The organism is Actinosynnema sp. CS-041913 (assembly GCF_050942485.1).
Lineage (GTDB): Bacteria > Actinomycetota > Actinomycetes > Mycobacteriales > Pseudonocardiaceae > Actinosynnema.
Window position 1 is genome coordinate 911582 of record NZ_CP192037.1, and the last position, 15643, is coordinate 927224.

Sequence of the window (15643 nt, forward strand, 5' to 3'; positions counted from 1 at the left end):
TGTGTCCGGTTCGGGGCGCGTTTGGCACATCACGGTTATGGGTGGAGTTCGGGCAAACGCCTCGCTCCAACCCAGTGCTAGGAGGGCACGTGTCGATGAGGAGATCAAAGGCTGTCTCGGCGCTTGCGCTGCTGACCGGCGCCGCACTCTTGCTGAGTGCGTGTGGTGGTGGCGGCGCCGGTGAGGGCGACCAAGGTGGCCAGCAGAACGCCGACCCCGGCAAGATCGGTGGCCAGGACGAGCTGTTCAAGCGTCCCAAGGTGGACGACATCGGTGAGATCGCGGTCGCGGTGGAAGAGGGCTTCCACAACTACAACAACAACATCGGCGCGACGAACAACTTCTCCAGCACCATCGCGCTGTCCAACGTGCTGCCCTCGCCGTACATCGCCGACCTGGTCGACGGCAAGGTCATCATCAAGGTCGACGGCGACCTGATGGAGTCCATCAAGGTCACGTCGAGCGACCCGCAGACCATCGAGTGGAAGGTCAACAAGGCCGCGGTCTGGTCGGACGGCAAGCCGATCGACTGCGACGACTTCCACCTCAAGTGGCTGGTCGCCACCAGCAAGGCGAAGATCAAGGGTGAGGACGGCAAGGAAGCGTCGATCTTCGACTCGAGCGACACGGGCTACAAGGACATCGAGAAGCTCGAGTGCTCGAACGAGGACCGGACGATCACGACCACCTTCTTCAAGGACCAGCCGTTCGCGGACTACCGCGCGCTGTTCTCCCTGATCGGCAGTGACAGCCTGCTGCCCGCGCACGTCGTCGAGGAGAAGACCGGCGTCGCCGACATCACCAAGATCACCCCGGCGCAGAACGACGACACGGTCAAGAAGGTCGCCGAGTTCTACACCAAGGGCTGGCTGGGCTTCGACGCCTCCGTCGCCCTCTCCGGCGGCCCGTACATGATCGAGTCCTCGGACCTCAAGGACCAGACGGTCCTCGTCCGCAACCCGAAGTGGTGGGGCGAGAAGCCCGCCGCGTCGAAGGTCATCCTCAAGACCAACACGGACGCCCAGTCGGCGGCCCAGCAGCTCCAGAACAAGGAAGTCGTCGTCATCGCGCCGCAGGCCGACGCGGCGGTGGCGCAGCAGCTTCGCGGCGACAGCGCGTTCAAGGTCTTCGCGGCCGGTGGCCAGACCTACGAGCACGTCGACTTCAACATGGACCGCGCCTTGTTCAAGAACAACAAGGAGCTGCGCCTGGCGGTCGCCCAGTGCTTCGACCGCGAGGACCTGGTCGAGAAGCTGGTCAAGGACGTCGACCCCAACGCCAAGCCGCTGGGCTCGCTGATGTTCATGCCGAACGAGGTCGGCTACGAGGACCACTACGGCGACATCGGCAAGGGTGACGTGGCCACGGCCAAGAAGACGCTGGAGGACGCCGGCTGGAAGGCGGGCGCCGATGGCATCTACACGAAGGGCGAGTACCGGGCGTCCTTCAAGCTGGGCCACAAGGTCGTCCCCCGTCGTGCCGACACCGTCCGCATCCTGCAGGACAAGTGCCGCCAGGCCGGCATCGAGATCGTGGACGACCAGGCCGTCGACTTCAACGACAAGCGGCTCCCGGCGTCCGAGTTCGACGCGGCGCTGTTCGCATGGGTCGGCCAGCCGCTGAAGGCGGGCTCGTACGGCAACTACGCCCAGAAGTCCAAGGGCGGCACGGCGAACTACAACAACTACGACTCGTCCGTGGTCACCGAGAAGTGGTCGGCCGCCAACGGCGAACTCGACTACCAGAAGCGCATCACGATGATGAACGACATCGACAAGCAGATGCGTGACGACATGCACAGCGTTCCGCTGTTCCAGCTCGCCGACTTCGCCGCGTCCACGTCGGACATCTCGCCGATCTCGTACATCGGTGTCGGTGGTGGCGTCACCTGGAACCTGTACGCCTGGCAGATCAAGAAGTAAGTCGAGTTGCCACCAGCTCGCGACGCTAATTGAGTGATCCGACCGGGGGGCCGGTGCCACAAGCACCGGCCCCCCGGACGGTGTCCGCGTCAGGTAGGCTGGCCCGCTTGCGGCGGGGGCGCCTAGGGAGACTAGAGACTTGTCATGTTCCGTTACATAATCCGGCGGTTGTTGATCTCGATTCCGCTGTTGATCGTCGCGTCATTCCTCTGCTTCGGACTCGCGAACGCCATGGGCGACCCCCTGGGCGAGTGGAAGCTCCAAAAGCCCAGGTCAGAGGCGGAGATCACGGCCGCCTACGAGCGCACCGGCTACAACAAGCCGTTCATGGAGCGCTACGTCGACTGGGCGGGTGACTTCGTGACCGGCGACTGGGGCGAGACGGTGGCGCCCAGCAACGCCGGCAAGCCGGTCAAGGAAGACCTGCTCCGGGCATTCGGCATCACGCTGCGGCTGATCCTCGGCGCGGAGATCATCGCACTCATCCTCGGCATGGCGGTCGGGGTGATCGGTGCGGTCAGACAGTATTCGATATTCGACTACACAGCGACCGGAATATCGTTCGCGATGTTCTCGATGCCGCTGTTCTGCGTCGCCCTCATCCTCAAATCCGGCGGCATCAAGCTCAACGACTGGCTCGAATCCATCGGCGCCGACCGGTGGATCATCACGGCCGGCCCGCCCGGCGAGGGCTTCAGCGGTTCGTTCGGCGAACAGGTCTTCCAGTACAGCGGCGCGTACATCCTGCCGACGATCTCCCTGGTCGTCATCCAGTTCGCGCTCTACAGCCGTTTCCAGCGCGCGTCGATGTTGGAGACGCTCAACGCCGACTACGTGCGCACCGCGCAGGCGAAGGGCATCTCAGAGGGGCGCGCCATCTTCCGGCACGCGTTCCGCAACGCCCTCATCCCGATCATCACGGTGTCCTCGCTGAACATCGGCGCCGGCTTCGGCGGCGCCGTCATCACCGAGACGGTGTTCGGCTGGTCCGGCATGGGCAAGTTCCTCATCGAGGCCATCGAGGACATCGAGCCCTACCAGGTGCTCGGCTTCATGATGGTGACGGCCGTGTTCATCATCGTGTTCAACCTGATCGCAGACATCCTGTACGCGTTCCTGGACCCGAGGATCCGCCTTGACTGAGATTGGTTCTCCCGTGGCGCAGGCACCCGCGCCCAGTTCCGGCGGGGCCAACCAGTTCGACACCACCAAGGCCCGCAAGCAGTGGCAGGTCATCCTGCGCCGGTTCACCCGGCACAAGGCGGCGGTGGTCGGGCTCGTGCTGTTCGTGGTCCTGGTGCTGTTCGCGTTCTTCGGCGGCCTGTTCTGGAAGTACCCCTACACCGACCTGGGCTTCCGCCGGTACCTGCCGCCCAGCGGCGACCACCCGTTCGGCACCGACCGGCTCGGCGGCGACATGGTGTCCCTGATCATCCGGGGCACCCAGTTCTCGTTGCAGATCGCCATCGTCGTCGCGGTCCTGTCGACCGTGATCGGCGTGGTGTTCGGCGCGCTCGCCGGTTACCTGCGCGGCTGGGTCGACACGCTGATCAGCCGGTTCATCGACCTGTTGCTGGTGATCCCCAGCCTGGTCATCGCGGCCGTGCTGGTGCGCAACAGCTTCGTGGTGAGCGTGACCGGCGGCGGCGGGAGCAACTGGCTCCTCGTGGCCCTCTACCTGGGCCTGATCGGCTGGCTGTCCATCGCCCGCGTGATCCGCGGCATGGTGCTGTCGCTGCGCGAGAAGGAGTTCGTGGAGGCGGCCCGCGCGCTGGGCGCGTCGACCTTCCGGATCGTGTTCCGGCACATCTTGCCGAACACCGTGGACGTGATCATCGTCAACGCCACGCTGGCCATCGCGCAGGCGGTGCTGCTGGAGGCCGCGCTGTCGTTCATCGGGCTGGGCGTGCAGAGCCCGGACACCTCGCTCGGCCTCATGATCAGCCAGAACAAGAACGAGCTGACGCTGCACCCGTGGCTGTTCTTCACGCCGTTCGTGTTCATCGTGCTGATCTCGCTGTCGGTCAACTTCATCGGTGACGGTCTCCGGGACGCCTTCGACCCGCGGCAGAAGAGGGTGAAGGCATGAGTGAGTTGGACGTTATGAATGAACCCGAGTCGGTGACCGGGGGCCGCGACGGCGACAAGCTCCTCAGGGTCGAGAACCTGTCGGTGGACTTCCCGACCGACGACGGCGTGGTGCACGCCGTGCGCGACGTGTCGTTCACGCTCGGCGCGGGCGAGGTGCTGGGCGTCGTCGGCGAGTCCGGGTCCGGCAAGTCGGTCTCGTCGATGGCGATCATGGGCCTGCTGCCCAAGACCGCGCAGATCGGCGGCTCGATCAAGTTCAAGGGCCGCGAGCTGGTGGGCTTGACCTACAAGCAGATGCAGCCGGTGCGCGGCAACGGCGTCGCGATGATCTTCCAGGACCCGATGACGTCGCTGAACCCCGTGTACACGGTGGGCTGGCAGCTTGCCGAGGCGTACCAGGCGCACCACGACGTGTCGAAGAAGGCGGCGTGGGCCAAGGCCGTCGAGTCGCTGGAGCTGGTGGGCATCCCGCAGCCGGACCGCCGCGCGTCGCAGTACCCGCACGAGTTCTCCGGCGGCATGCGGCAGCGCGCGATGATCGCCATGTCGATCATCAACGACCCGGACGTGATCATCGCGGACGAGCCGACCACGGCGCTGGACGTGACCGTGCAGGCGCAGATCCTGGACACGCTGCTGCGCATCCGGGACGAGACGAGCGCGGGCATCGTGATCATCACCCACGACCTCGGCGTCGTGGCGGGCATGGTGGACCGCGTCCAGGTCATGTACGGCGGCACGGTGGTCGAGCAGGGCTCCGTGGACGAGGTCTTCGAAGCGCAGCGGATGCCGTACACGGTCGGCCTGCTCGGGTCCATCCCGAACCCGCAGATGCTGGGCAAGCGGCTCACCCCGATCAAGGGCGCCCCGCCCTCGCTGATGAACCTGCCGCAGGGCTGCTCGTTCTCCCCGCGGTGCCCGCTGGTCATCGACGAGTGCCGGGTGACCGAGCCGGCGCTGCTGGAGACCGACCGGGCAGGCCACTTCGCGCGCTGCCACCGCTCCGCGCACCTGGCCACCATCGAGCAGCCGCAGAAGCTGTTCGCGCACGAGGAGATCGGCGTGGTGGAGAACCCCGCGGCGCTCACCATGGCCAACCCGGACATCCCCGTCGCCGAGGACCTCGGCGACGTGGAGGCGCGGCTGCACGAAGAGGAGAGCTCGACCTCATGACCACCTCAACTGACGTGAACCCGCAGGCCGGTGGCGCCTCGTCGGGCACCGAGCCCGCTCCGCTGCTGGAGGTCAGGGACCTGGTCAAGTCCTTCCCGGTGCGCGGCGGCGGGATCATCCCGCGCGTCGTCGGGCAGGTGCAGGCCGTGTCCGGCGTGTCGTTCAACCTGCGGGCCGGCGAGACGCTGGGCCTGGTCGGCGAGTCCGGCTGCGGCAAGTCCACCACCGGGCGGGCCATCCTCCAACTCCACAAGCCGACGTCCGGCTCGGTGAAGTTCGAGGGCCGCGAGCTGACCCGGTTGGGCGGCAAGGGCCTGCGCGACGTGCGGCGGAACATGCAGATCGTGTTCCAGGACCCGTACGCGTCGCTGAACCCGCGCTGGCAGATCAACGAGCTGATCTCGGAGCCGTTCAAGATCCACGGCATCGAGCAGGGCCAGGACATCCAGCACCGGGTGAACGAGCTGATGGAACTCGTCGGCCTCAACCCGGAGCACCGCAACCGGTACGCCCACGAGTTCTCCGGCGGCCAGCGGCAGCGCATCGGCATCGCCCGCGCGCTGGCGCTGAACCCGAAGCTGGTCGTGCTGGACGAGCCGGTGTCGGCGCTGGACGTGTCGGTGCAGGCCGGTGTGGTGAACCTGCTGGAGGAACTCCAGGAGCGGCTGGGCCTGGCGTACCTGTTCGTGGCGCACGACCTCTCGGTCGTCCGGCACATCTCGGACCGGGTCGCCGTGATGTACCTCGGCAAGATCATCGAGATCGGTGAGCGCGAGGACATCTACGCCCGGCCGATGCACCCGTACACGCAGGCCCTGCTGTCGGCCGTGCCGGTGCCGGACCCGAAGCTGGAGCGCGGGCGCCAGCGGATCGTGCTCACCGGCGACGTGCCGTCGCCGGTGAACCCGCCCTCGGGCTGCCGGTTCCGCACCCGCTGCTGGAAGGCGCAGGACATCTGCGCCGTCGAGGAGCCCAAGCTGGAGCGCCGCGGCGACGGCGAGGGCACGCTGTCGGCGTGCCACTTCGCCGAGGTGAAGCCGCTCCTGGTGGGCTGACGGCCGAGTCGGGGTCGCCTTTGCGGTGGCCCCGACAGCCGTTGTCGGACCAGGTCTCTACGCTGATCCGGTGACGCTGACTGCTCCACCACGGTTGCTGCTGGTACACGCACACCCTGACGACGAAAGCCTGTGGACGGGCGGCACCATCGCCCGCTACGCGGCGAGCGGCGTGCACGTCACCGTGGTCACCTGCACCCTCGGCGAGGAGGGCGAGATCATCCCGCCCGCACTGCGTGAGCTGACCGCGGACGCGGCCGACCAGCTAGGCGGCTACCGGGTGGCGGAGCTGAGATCCGCCTGCGCCGCGCTGGGTGTGACCGATCACCGCTTCCTCGGCGGCATCGGCCGGTGGCGGGACTCCGGGATGGCCGGGGTCGAGGCGAACAACCACCCGCGCGCGTTCGTGCGGGGGTCGGTGGAGGAGCAGGCGGCCGAGCTGGCGTCGATCATCTCGTCGGTGAAGCCCCAGGTGGTGGTCACCTACGACGAGGTCGGCGGGTACGGCCACCCGGACCACGTCCGGGCGCACGAGATCACCATGGCGGCGGCCGGCGAGGTGGACCGCGTCTTCTTCGCGGTGACGTCCCGGTCGGCGACCGAGGCAGGCGTCGCCGCGCTGGCCGCCCACGAGGACCTGCCGTGGCGGCTGCCCGCGCCCGGCGAGCTGCCGGTCACCGAGGACGCCGCCATCACGACCACCATCGACGTGTCCGAACACCTGGTGGCGAAGGTGCGGGCGTTGCGCGCACACTCCACCCAGGTCAGCGTGTGGCAGGACGGCGTGGCGTACGCGTTGTCCAACGGCATCGCGCAGCCCGTCGTGCAGTCCGAGTACTACGTGCTGGCGCGCGGCTCGGCGGACGGGGCGGAGACCGACCTGTTCGGAGGGCTGGATTGAGGGAGCGGTTGGCGATCGGGGCGCTGATGGCCCAGGCGTTCGTGCTCGCGGTGCTGGAGCTGTTCTTCCTGCCGCTGCGCCTGGACGGCACCCTGCTGCCCCGGGTCGACGACTACCCCTTCCCGGCGACGGTGCTCGTGGCGATCATCACCACGCCGTTGCTGGTGTTCGGGGCGTCGCAGTACGCCGACCGCGCCCTGACCGCCGCTTCGCCGTTGTTGGTGTGGCTGGGGACGCTGCTGTTCTTCGGCCTGTTCGGGATCGGCGGTGACGTCGTGCTGGTGAACGACTGGCGGACCCTGCTGCTGTTCGCCGGCGGTGCGCTGCCCGGCGCGGTGGCGGTGGGCGTGTTCCTGGGGAGGCAGGCCCGTGCCGGCGATCACTGACCGGGATGTGGTGCGGGCGCTGCGGCCGTTCGTGCGGGCCACCGGGCCGCTGTTGGACACGTTGCGTGACGCGAACCTGTTGGGGCTGCGGGATCGTGCCGTGGAGGACGGGGCCGACCGGGCGCTGGTGGACAAGCTGTGGGACCGGCTCGCGAAGGTGAAGGTGCCGGGCACCGCCGGCTGGGCCGCCATGGGGGTGGCGCAGCGCGACGAGTGGTGGCTCAACCGGGTGGGGCGGCTGGTGTCGCTGCTGGCGGCGTTGCCGGGGGTCGGCGGGGCGCTGGCGGACCGGTTGCCCATCCAGTCGGCGCTGGGCACGGCGGGGCAGGGGTTGCTGCTGTCGGCGATGGCGGGGGAGCACGGGTTCACGTCCACCGAGGACCGGGTGCGGCTGCTGGCCCACGTGCTGTTCCAGCGGGAGGTGGACGGGCTGCCGGTGGACGCCGCGGCGGAGGACCGGGCCACCGAGGAGCTGACGGCGGAGCTGGGGCAGCGGTCGACGTTCCGGGCGATCGGGCGGACGGTGTGGAAGCTCGCGAAGGTGCTGTGGGCGCTGGAGGGCGAGCTGGACAAGCGTCCGCAGGGGCGGTTCTACCACCAGGCGTTGGGGATGCTGCCGCTGGTGGGCGTGGTCGGGGACTACTTCGGTGAGCGCTCGGCGCTGCGCCGGGTCCGCAAGGCCGCCTACGAGTGGTTCGACCGCCAGTAGCCGGGTCGGTCACCGGCTGCTCGGGCGGCCTCAAGTCGTCGGGTGGCCCTGGGTTGTCGGGCGGCCTCGATTGTCGGGCGGTCACAGGATCTCGGGCGGGGCTGGGACGCAGGCGGCCTTCCGGTGGCTCGGCTTTCGCCCGGACAGGCGTGTGGGACCGCCCGGTCAGCGCTGGACGTCGCGCGGGATCCAGTACCGGTAGCGGTGGTGTTCCGTGCAGCCCAAGGACGCGTACAGCCTCAGCGCCGCGGTGTTGTGCTCCGCCACCTGGAGCGCACACCGCGCCGCCCCGCGCTCCAAGCCCCACGACGCCAGCCCGCCCATCAGCGCCCGCGCCAACCCCGAGCGCCGCGCCTCCGGACGCACCGCCAGCCGTGCGACGTGCAGCACATCACACACCACCGCGCCGCGCGCCGCCGCGACCACCACCCCCTCCCGCACCACCGACCCGAAGCCCACGACAGCCCCACTACCCAATACATGCCGTTGGGCGGGCGTCGGGTTGTCCTGGGCGGTCAGTTCCCACCATCCGGGAACCGGCACCGCCGAAACGTCCACGTCCTCCGCCTTCGGACTGGCGAAGGCACGCAACGACCCGGTGAGCACCAGCGACTCCGCGCCACCGGGGTGGTCGACGTCCACCCGCCAGCCGGCCGCCGCGACGCCCTGCTCCGAACGCGAGCCCACCACCACGTGCGCGGTCGGCCCGATCGAGTGGGACCGGGCGAAACCCGCCACCACGCGCAGCGCGTCGGGCACCGGGAGGCCGGGATCGCCCGTGGTCAGGGCGCTGTTCGCGCGGCCGGTGAAGCCGTTCGCGGCGCGCATCCGCCACTGGCCGAGCGGCTCGTCCACCAGGGCCGGCCAGGCGTCCGCGCAACGCTGCTCCAACTCGGCGACCCGATCCACCCCCGCATCGTCCCCCGTGCTGGTAAAGGGTGTCCTGTGAGGTGTGGCACGGTGCCGATAAGGCGAGCCTGAGCGTTGGACAATCGAATCCGCCGCGTACTCTCCGGCTTGCGCGGTGTGGACCAGGACAAGAGCAGGAGAGCGCAGTGACCTATGTGATCGCCCAGCCGTGCGTGGACGTGCTCGACAAGGCGTGCATCGAAGAGTGCCCCGTCGACTGCATCTACGAAGGCGACCGGATGCTCTACATCCACCCGGATGAGTGCGTCGACTGTGGTGCTTGCGAGCCGGTGTGCCCTGTCGAGGCCATCTACTACGAGGACGACGTCCCGGACGAGTGGAAGGAGTACACGAAGGCGAACGTGGACTTCTTCGACGAACTGGGTTCGCCCGGCGGCGCGTCCAAGGTGGGCAAGGTCAGCGCGGACCCCGCTTTCGTGAAGGCTCTCCCGCCGCAGGCGTCGGACGAGTGACGAGGCGGCTCCCGGACTTCCCCTGGGACACCCTGGCCGACCACGCCGCCAAGGCGCGCACGCACCCCGGTGGCGTGGTCGACCTGTCCGTCGGCACGCCGGTGGACGAGGTGCCGGAACTGATCCGGCACGCCCTGTCCACCGTGGCCGACCAGCCCGGCTACCCGACCACGCACGGGTTCCCGGAGCTGCGCGAAGCGGTGGCGGGCGCGTTGGCCCGGCGGCACGGCGTGACCGGGGTGGACCCGCGGGCGGTGCTGCCGACCATCGGGTCGAAGGAGCTGGTCGCGTGGCTGCCCACGCTGCTCGGACTGGGGCCGGGCGACGTGGTGGCGATCCCCGCGCTGGCCTACCCGACGTACGAGGTCGGCGCCCGGCTGGCGGGCGCGTCGGTGGTCCGGCTCGCCGACGGTGAGCCGCCGCCCGAGGGCACGAAGCTGGTGTGGTTGAACTCGCCGTCCAACCCGACCGGGCGCGTGCTGGACGCGGCGGCGTTGGCGCGGGCCGTGGCGGACGCTCGCGCGGTGGGCGCGACGGTGGCCTCCGACGAGTGCTACCTGGCGCTGGCGTGGGACTCGTCGCCGGTGTCCGTGCTGCTGGACGAGGTCAGCGGCGGGGTGCGGGACGGGCTGCTGGCGGTGCACTCGCTGTCCAAGTCGTCCAGCCTCGCCGGGTACCGGGCCGGGTTCGTCACCGGCGACCCGCGCCTGGTCGCGAGCCTGCTGGAGGTCCGCAAGCACGCCGGGATGATCGTGCCCCGGCCCGTGCAGGCGGCGATGACGGCGGCGTTGAACGACGACGGGCACGTGGCCGTGCAGCGTGAGCGGTACCGGCGTCGGCGGGAGGTGCTGCTGCCCGCGTTGAAGGCGGCGGGGTTCTCGGTCGACCACTCGGAGGCCGGGCTGTACCTGTGGTCCACGCGGGACGAGAACGCCTGGGACACCGTGGGGTGGCTGGCGGAACGCGGGATCCTGGCCGCTCCCGGCACGTTCTACGGGCCGACGGGCGACCGTCACGTGCGCATCGCGCTGACCGCGACCGACGAGCGGGTGGCCGCCGCCGCGGAGCGGCTCGCAGCCTGAGGCCCGACGAAGGTCGTCCGGCCGAAGGTGACGAACACGGGCGCGGCGGGGCAGGCGTGGACCACCGGGTATTCCTCGCCCCTGGATTCCGCGGTGGTGGGGGCGCTCGGGAGCGCCCCCCACCGGGTCAGTCGTTCGAGTGCAGCGCCGCGTTCAGCTCGACGCCGGTCCCCTTGCGGGGCTTGACCTTCACGGCCCCGGTGGTCGAGTCGCGGATGAACAGCAGGTTCGGCACGCCGGAGAGGGCGGCGCCCTTGACGGTCGTCCCGTCGTCGGCGGTGATCTTGGTGCCGGCCGTGATGTAGAGGCCCGCCTCCACCACGCAGTCGTCGCCGAGGGAGATGCCCACGCCGCCGTTCGCCCCGATCAGGCAGCGCTCGCCGATGGCGATGACCTCCTTGCCGCCGCCGGACAGCGTGCCCATCACGGACGCGCCGCCGCCGATGTCCGAGCCGTCGCCGACCACGACGCCGGCCGAGATGCGGCCTTCGACCATGGACGCGCCGAGCGTGCCGGCGTTGAAGTTGACGAAGCCCTCGTGCATCACGGTCGTGCCGGGGGACAGGTGCGCGCCCAGCCGCACGCGGTCCGCGTCGGCGATGCGCACGCCCGTCGGGACCACGTAGTCGACCATGCGCGGGAACTTGTCGACCCCGTACACGGTCACCGGGCCGCGGGCGCGGAGCTTGACGCGGGTCTCCTCGAAGTCCTCCACCGCGCACGGGCCGTGGTTGGTCCAGACGACGTTGTTCAGCAGGCCGAAGATGCCGTCCAGGCTCTGGCCGTGCGGCCGGACCAGTCGGGACGACAGCAGGTGCAGGCGCAGGAACACGTCGTAGGTGTCCGCGGGGGCGTCGGCCAGCGACGCGATGCCGACGCGCACGCCCACGACCTCGACGTCCCGGTCGGCGTCGAAGCCGAGCTGCTTGGCCGCCGCCTCGCCCAGGTCGGCGGCCACCTCGGCGGCGGACAGCCGGACCGTGCCGGCTTCGGTCCCACCGAGCCGCGGCGACGGGAACCAGGTGTCCAGCACGGCGCCGGAGGAGGTGACGGTGGCGAGTCCGACGCCGTACGCGCCGGTGGGGTCTGCGGTGCTCACGGGTGCCAACGGTAACGTGCCGGGCGTGGCCGACACCTTGCACCTCGCCGCCGATCCCGTCGAGCTGACCGCCGCGCTGGTGGACGTGCCCAGCGTGTCCGGCGCCGAAGCCGACCTGGCCGACCTGGTCGAGCGCTCGCTGCGCGAGCAGACACCGCTGGAGGTGGTGCGCTCCGGCAACGCCGTGCTGGCCCGCACGAACCTCGGGCTGCCCAAGCGGGTGATCTTCGCCGGGCACCTGGACACCGTGCCGGTCAACGACAACCTCCCGTCGCGCCTGGAGGACGGCGTCCTGCACGGCCTCGGCACGTGCGACATGAAGGGCGGCGACGCGGTGATGCTCAACCTCGCCGCGACCACCGAGAACCCCCGCTACGACCTCACCTTCGTGTTCTACGACTGCGAGGAGGTCGAAGCCGTGCGCAACGGCCTCGGCCGGATCGAACGCGAGCTGCGCGACTGGCTGGACGCGGACCTGGCGATCGTCTGCGAGCCGTCGAACGCCGCGGTCGAAGCCGGCTGCCAGGGCACCATGCGGATCGAGCTGCGCACCTCGGGCGTCCGGGCCCACACCGCCCGCGGGTGGATGGGTGTGAACGCGATCCACGCCGTCGGCGAGGCGCTGCGCCGGCTGGAGGGCTACCAGGCCCGCACGGTCGACATCGACGGCTGCGTCTACCGCGAGGGCCTCCAGGCCGTGAAGATCGAGGGCGGCGTCGCGGGCAACGTCGTGCCGGACGGGTGCGTGCTCACCGTCAACCACCGGTTCGCCCCCGACCGCACGCCGGAGCAGGCCGAACAGCACCTGCGCGAGGTGTTCGAGGGTTTCGACGTCACGGTCACCGACTCGTCGGCGGGCGCGTTGCCGGGCCTGCACGCCGAGGCCGCGCGGGAACTCGTCCGAGCGGCCGGCGGCACACCCGTCGCCAAGCTCGGCTGGACGGACGTGGCCCGGTTCGCGGCCCTCGGGATGCCCGCCGTGAACTTCGGGCCGGGCGACCCCACGCTCGCCCACACCCGCCAGGAGAACGTCCCGGTGAACCAGATCCGACAGTGCCGGGAAGTGTTGCGGCGCTTCATCGGCGAGGGCTGACCACCCGGATAGACTCGCGCCAATGAGTGACCAGAACGGCGTCGACGAGCACCCGAAGGAAAAGCAGCGCGGACCGGTCGTGCTGCGCCGTGGCCGCCGCGACGAGCTGACCACCACGGACCAGCGGCTGCTGGACTCGCGCGGGCCGAGCGACTGGGTGCACACCGACCCGTGGCGGGTGCTGCGCATCCAGGCCGAGTTCGTGGAGGGCTTCGGCGCGCTGGCGGAGGTGCCGAGCGCGGTGACGGTGTTCGGCTCCGCGCGCACCGGCCGCGACCACCCCGAGTACGAGACGGGCCGCAAGCTCGGCGGCGCGCTGGCCGAGGCCGGGTTCGCGGTCATCACGGGCGGCGGTCCGGGCGCGATGGAGGCCGTCAACCGGGGCTGCTCCGAGGCGGGCGGGTTCTCCGTCGGCCTGGGCATCGAGCTGCCGTTCGAGCAGGGCCTCAACCCGTGGGTCGACCTGGGCGTGAACTTCCGCTACTTCTTCGTGCGCAAGACCATGTTCATCAAGTACTCGCAGGCGTTCATCTGCCTGCCGGGCGGGTTCGGCACGCTGGACGAGCTGTTCGAGGCGCTGACCCTGGTGCAGACCAAGAAGGTCACCAAGTTCCCGGTGGTGCTGTTCGGCAAGGACTACTGGCAGGGCCTCTACGACTGGGTGCGGAGTTCCGTGCTGGGCGGCGGCAAGGTCGGCGAGAAGGACCTCGCGCTGCTGCACCTGACCGACGACATCGACGACGCCGTGCGGGTGGTCAACGAGGCGCACCAGGCGTGGGCGGACACGCATTGACCACCGTCACCGTCTACTGCGGATCGCTGCGGACGGTCCCGGAGTCGTACCTGGCGCTGGCCGCCGAGGTGGGCGCGGAGATCGCGCGCCGGGGCTGGTCGCTGGCGTGGGGCGGTGGCCGGACGTCCATGATGGGCGCGCTCGCCGGCGCGGCGCGGGAGGGCGGCGCGCGCACGACCGGCGTGATCCCGCGCAGCCTGGTGGACCGGGAGTGGGCCGACCGGGAGGCCGACGACCTGCTGCTGGTGGACGGCATGCGGGACCGCAAGGCGATGCTGGAGGCGCACGGGGACGCGTTCCTGGCGCTGCCGGGCGGCATCGGCACGTGCGAGGAGCTGTTCGAGGTGTGGACGGCGCGGGTGCTCGCGATGCACGCCAAGCCCGTGGTGCTGCTGGACGTCGACGGCCACTACCGGGGTCTGCTGGAGTGGCTGGCCGACCTGCACGGCCGGGGGTTCGTGTCGCGGTTCGCGCTGGACTCGCTGGTGGTGACGGGCGACGTGCGGGCGGCGCTGGACGCGTGCGCTAGCTGATCCGGGCGCTGTCCAGGCCTCGTGCGGCGGCCAGCCGGCGGGCCTCGTCCACGAACCGCGCGGTGTCCAGCGGTGCGAACGGCGAGAGCGTCACGTCCAGGCGCCCGCCGGTGGTCTTGGCCCGCCAGATGCCCAGGACCTCGCCGTCGACCATGATCGCGCCGGGGCGGCCGAGGATGCGCCAGACCTCCTTCTGGTGGGCTTTGTCGGGCACCAGCAGGTCGCGGTCGCGGGCGTTCAGGTACGGGTCCAGCGGGGGCAGCAGCCGGGCCACGTCGGGCTCGGGCGGGTTCTCGAACGCGTCGACCCGGTCCGCCGGCAGCCAGGCCTTGGGCGCGACCTCGACCAGCCCGTCCGGCCAGCCTGCCTTGACCTCGCGGACCGGCGCGCCGAAGTAGCCCGCCACCTCGGACGGCCCGGCGGGGCCGTGCAGGCGGAGGTAGTCGGCGACCAGGTCGGCGAACCCCTCGTTCGCCGTCGGGATCCGCCGGTCCGGGATCGGCACGAACGTCACCGTCTTCTCCGCCGGGTCGAAGCGCAGCCCGGCGGGCAGCACGGCGATCCGGAAGACCGGGTCCTGCACGTGGGTCGCCCGGCAGCCCCGGCACCAGCCGGTGACCTCCGGCGGGACCAGCGGGGTGAGCCGGGCGGACGCCTCGCCCTTGGTCATCGGCCGGTCCACCACGGCCTTCAGGGCGGCCACGACCTCGCGGAACACGGCCAGGCCGGCGGTGACCGGCGGGCGGTTCATCCGGGTCACGGCGTCGGCGTCGCCGAGCGGCCACAGGGCGGCGGCGAGCTTCGGGAGCGCGTCGGGGCGGTGCCAGTGCGGCGCGCCCCGCACCGACCACGTGAGGTGGCAGCCCGCGAGGTCGGGCGACTCCAGCCGGGCCGCGAGCGCGGGCAGGGCGGACCGCTCCGAGTCCTGCACGCCCAGGTCGAAGACCCGCAGCGCGGAGGGCTCGGCGACGGTCCGGTCGAACTGGTGCGCCGCGACCCGGTAGGCGATGACCCGCTCGCGGTCAGCCAAGCCGGTAGTCCAGGGTGATCAGCTCGTGCTCCAGCCGGACCGTGCCGGTGATGCCGACCAGCTCCCCGGTGCCCGAGCCGGGGATGATGCGGCCGTAGAACTCCGGGCCGGCGGCCGAGATGGTCGCGCCGTGCTGGAACACGAAGGCGCCCGCGCGGCCCTCCAGCGTGCCCCGGAACTTCTCGATGGCCACGTAGCCCGCCGAGCCCTCCACCGGCTGGCAACTGATCAGCTCGGCCGTGCTGGTGCCCTCGACCGCGCCGGTGTAGGTCTTGTCGACCTGGACGCGGCCGAGCTGGGGCTCGGTTTCGTCCGCGACCTTCTCGTCCCAGCGGGTGATGGTGAACGGCGACTGCAATTCCATGTGGGTGATCCTGACAGGAGTTCCTGCCAT

At 70.4% G+C, this 15643-nt stretch carries 17 protein-coding genes; 13 read left to right on the forward strand and 4 right to left on the reverse strand.

Going from position 1 to position 15643, the window contains the following annotated elements; all coding sequences use genetic code 11:
- The first annotated feature begins 95 nt into the window (after positions 1-95).
- The 8 genes from ACQPZF_RS04510 to ACQPZF_RS04545 all read left to right on the forward strand — a co-directional run bounded on the left by ACQPZF_RS04510 (position 96) and on the right by ACQPZF_RS04545 (position 8237).
- A complete protein-coding gene (locus tag ACQPZF_RS04510) occupies positions 96-1922 on the forward strand; it encodes an ABC transporter family substrate-binding protein (RefSeq protein WP_433268540.1) in 1827 nt (608 codons plus the stop codon).
- A gap of 144 nt (positions 1923-2066) precedes the next feature.
- Positions 2067-3065 carry an ABC transporter permease gene (locus ACQPZF_RS04515; RefSeq protein WP_433268543.1) on the forward strand — a complete coding sequence of 333 codons (999 nt, stop codon included), beginning with the start codon at positions 2067-2069 and terminating at the stop codon, positions 3063-3065.
- Entirely contained in the window at positions 3058-4011 is a 954-nt protein-coding gene (locus tag ACQPZF_RS04520) for an ABC transporter permease (RefSeq protein ID WP_433268545.1), read from the forward strand. The genes ACQPZF_RS04515 and ACQPZF_RS04520 overlap by 8 nt, the downstream gene beginning before the upstream one ends.
- Entirely contained in the window at positions 4008-5186 is a 1179-nt protein-coding gene (locus ACQPZF_RS04525; protein WP_433268547.1) for an ABC transporter ATP-binding protein, read from the forward strand. Before ACQPZF_RS04520 ends, ACQPZF_RS04525 begins: the two co-directional genes overlap by 4 nt.
- Positions 5183-6241, forward strand: a complete 1059-nt coding sequence (locus ACQPZF_RS04530) for an ABC transporter ATP-binding protein (RefSeq protein ID WP_433268549.1) — start codon at positions 5183-5185, stop codon at positions 6239-6241. The genes ACQPZF_RS04525 and ACQPZF_RS04530 overlap by 4 nt, the downstream gene beginning before the upstream one ends.
- Before the next feature lie 70 nt (positions 6242-6311).
- Positions 6312-7142 carry an N-acetyl-1-D-myo-inositol-2-amino-2-deoxy-alpha-D-glucopyranoside deacetylase gene (gene mshB / locus ACQPZF_RS04535; protein WP_433268551.1) on the forward strand — a complete coding sequence of 277 codons (831 nt, stop codon included), beginning with the start codon at positions 6312-6314 and terminating at the stop codon, positions 7140-7142.
- Positions 7139-7528: a hypothetical protein gene (locus ACQPZF_RS04540; protein WP_433268553.1), complete on the forward strand. Its 390-nt coding sequence runs from the start codon at positions 7139-7141 to the stop codon at positions 7526-7528. Before mshB ends, ACQPZF_RS04540 begins: the two co-directional genes overlap by 4 nt.
- On the forward strand, positions 7512-8237 hold the full coding sequence (locus ACQPZF_RS04545) for a hypothetical protein (RefSeq protein WP_433268555.1): 726 nt from the start codon (positions 7512-7514) through the stop codon (positions 8235-8237). The genes ACQPZF_RS04540 and ACQPZF_RS04545 overlap by 17 nt, the downstream gene beginning before the upstream one ends.
- Positions 8238-8402: 165 nt before the next feature.
- Here the strand turns inward: ACQPZF_RS04545 and ACQPZF_RS04550 are convergent, their stop codons facing one another.
- Positions 8403-9146, reverse strand: a complete 744-nt coding sequence (locus ACQPZF_RS04550) for a GNAT family N-acetyltransferase (protein WP_433268557.1) — start codon at positions 9144-9146, stop codon at positions 8403-8405.
- A 146-nt stretch (positions 9147-9292) separates the two neighbouring features.
- Here ACQPZF_RS04550 and fdxA point away from each other — a divergent pair, with 146 nt between their 5' ends.
- A complete protein-coding gene (fdxA, locus tag ACQPZF_RS04555) occupies positions 9293-9619 on the forward strand; it encodes a ferredoxin (protein ID WP_433268560.1) in 327 nt (108 codons plus the stop codon).
- The gene (gene dapC, locus ACQPZF_RS04560; RefSeq protein ID WP_433268563.1) at positions 9616-10701 is read left to right on the forward strand and encodes a succinyldiaminopimelate transaminase; all 1086 of its coding nucleotides are present in this window, start codon (positions 9616-9618) and stop codon (positions 10699-10701) included. Before fdxA ends, dapC begins: the two co-directional genes overlap by 4 nt.
- 127 nt (positions 10702-10828) lie before the next feature.
- On the opposite strand, the gene dapD is transcribed toward dapC, so the two are convergent.
- Positions 10829-11800, reverse strand: a complete 972-nt coding sequence (dapD, locus tag ACQPZF_RS04565) for a 2,3,4,5-tetrahydropyridine-2,6-dicarboxylate N-succinyltransferase (RefSeq protein ID WP_433268565.1) — start codon at positions 11798-11800, stop codon at positions 10829-10831.
- 25 nt (positions 11801-11825) lie between these two features.
- Between dapD and dapE the strand changes: the two genes are divergently transcribed.
- Genes dapE through ACQPZF_RS04580 form a run of 3 tightly spaced genes read left to right on the forward strand, consistent with a single transcriptional unit; the run spans position 11826 to position 14219 of the window.
- Positions 11826-12893: a succinyl-diaminopimelate desuccinylase gene (gene dapE, locus ACQPZF_RS04570; protein ID WP_433268568.1), complete on the forward strand. Its 1068-nt coding sequence runs from the start codon at positions 11826-11828 to the stop codon at positions 12891-12893.
- A 22-nt stretch (positions 12894-12915) separates the two neighbouring features.
- Positions 12916-13686 (forward strand): TIGR00730 family Rossman fold protein, encoded by a 771-nt coding sequence (locus ACQPZF_RS04575; RefSeq protein ID WP_433268570.1) that lies wholly within the window; start codon positions 12916-12918, stop codon positions 13684-13686.
- On the forward strand, positions 13683-14219 hold the full coding sequence (locus ACQPZF_RS04580) for a TIGR00730 family Rossman fold protein (RefSeq protein WP_433268572.1): 537 nt from the start codon (positions 13683-13685) through the stop codon (positions 14217-14219). The genes ACQPZF_RS04575 and ACQPZF_RS04580 overlap by 4 nt, the downstream gene beginning before the upstream one ends.
- Here ACQPZF_RS04580 and ACQPZF_RS04585 read toward each other — a convergent pair.
- Together ACQPZF_RS04585 and ACQPZF_RS04590 are read right to left on the reverse strand one after the other, a co-directional pair.
- Positions 14212-15249, reverse strand: coding sequence for a DNA glycosylase AlkZ-like family protein (locus ACQPZF_RS04585; protein ID WP_433268574.1), 1038 nt, complete (start codon positions 15247-15249; stop codon positions 14212-14214). The genes ACQPZF_RS04580 and ACQPZF_RS04585 overlap by 8 nt on opposite strands.
- Positions 15242-15613 (reverse strand): DUF3224 domain-containing protein, encoded by a 372-nt coding sequence (locus ACQPZF_RS04590; protein WP_433268576.1) that lies wholly within the window; start codon positions 15611-15613, stop codon positions 15242-15244. The genes ACQPZF_RS04585 and ACQPZF_RS04590 overlap by 8 nt, the downstream gene beginning before the upstream one ends.
- Positions 15614-15643: the final 30 nt, after the last annotated feature.

Bases quoted from the DNA above. Each gene is read 5' to 3' on its own strand.
- ACQPZF_RS04510 (WP_433268540.1), top strand. From the start codon at position 96: ATGAGGAGATCAAAGGCTGTCTCGGCGCTTGCGCTGCTGACCGGCGCC.
- ACQPZF_RS04515 (WP_433268543.1), top strand. From the start codon at position 2,067: ATGTTCCGTTACATAATCCGGCGGTTGTTGATCTCGATTCCGCTGTTG.
- ACQPZF_RS04525 (WP_433268547.1), top strand. From the start codon at position 4,008: ATGAGTGAGTTGGACGTTATGAATGAACCCGAGTCGGTGACCGGGGGC.
- ACQPZF_RS04530 (WP_433268549.1), top strand. From the start codon at position 5,183: ATGACCACCTCAACTGACGTGAACCCGCAGGCCGGTGGCGCCTCGTCG.
- ACQPZF_RS04575 (WP_433268570.1), top strand. From the start codon at position 12,916: ATGAGTGACCAGAACGGCGTCGACGAGCACCCGAAGGAAAAGCAGCGC.
- ACQPZF_RS04590 (WP_433268576.1), bottom strand. From the start codon at position 15,613: ATGGAATTGCAGTCGCCGTTCACCATCACCCGCTGGGACGAGAAGGTC.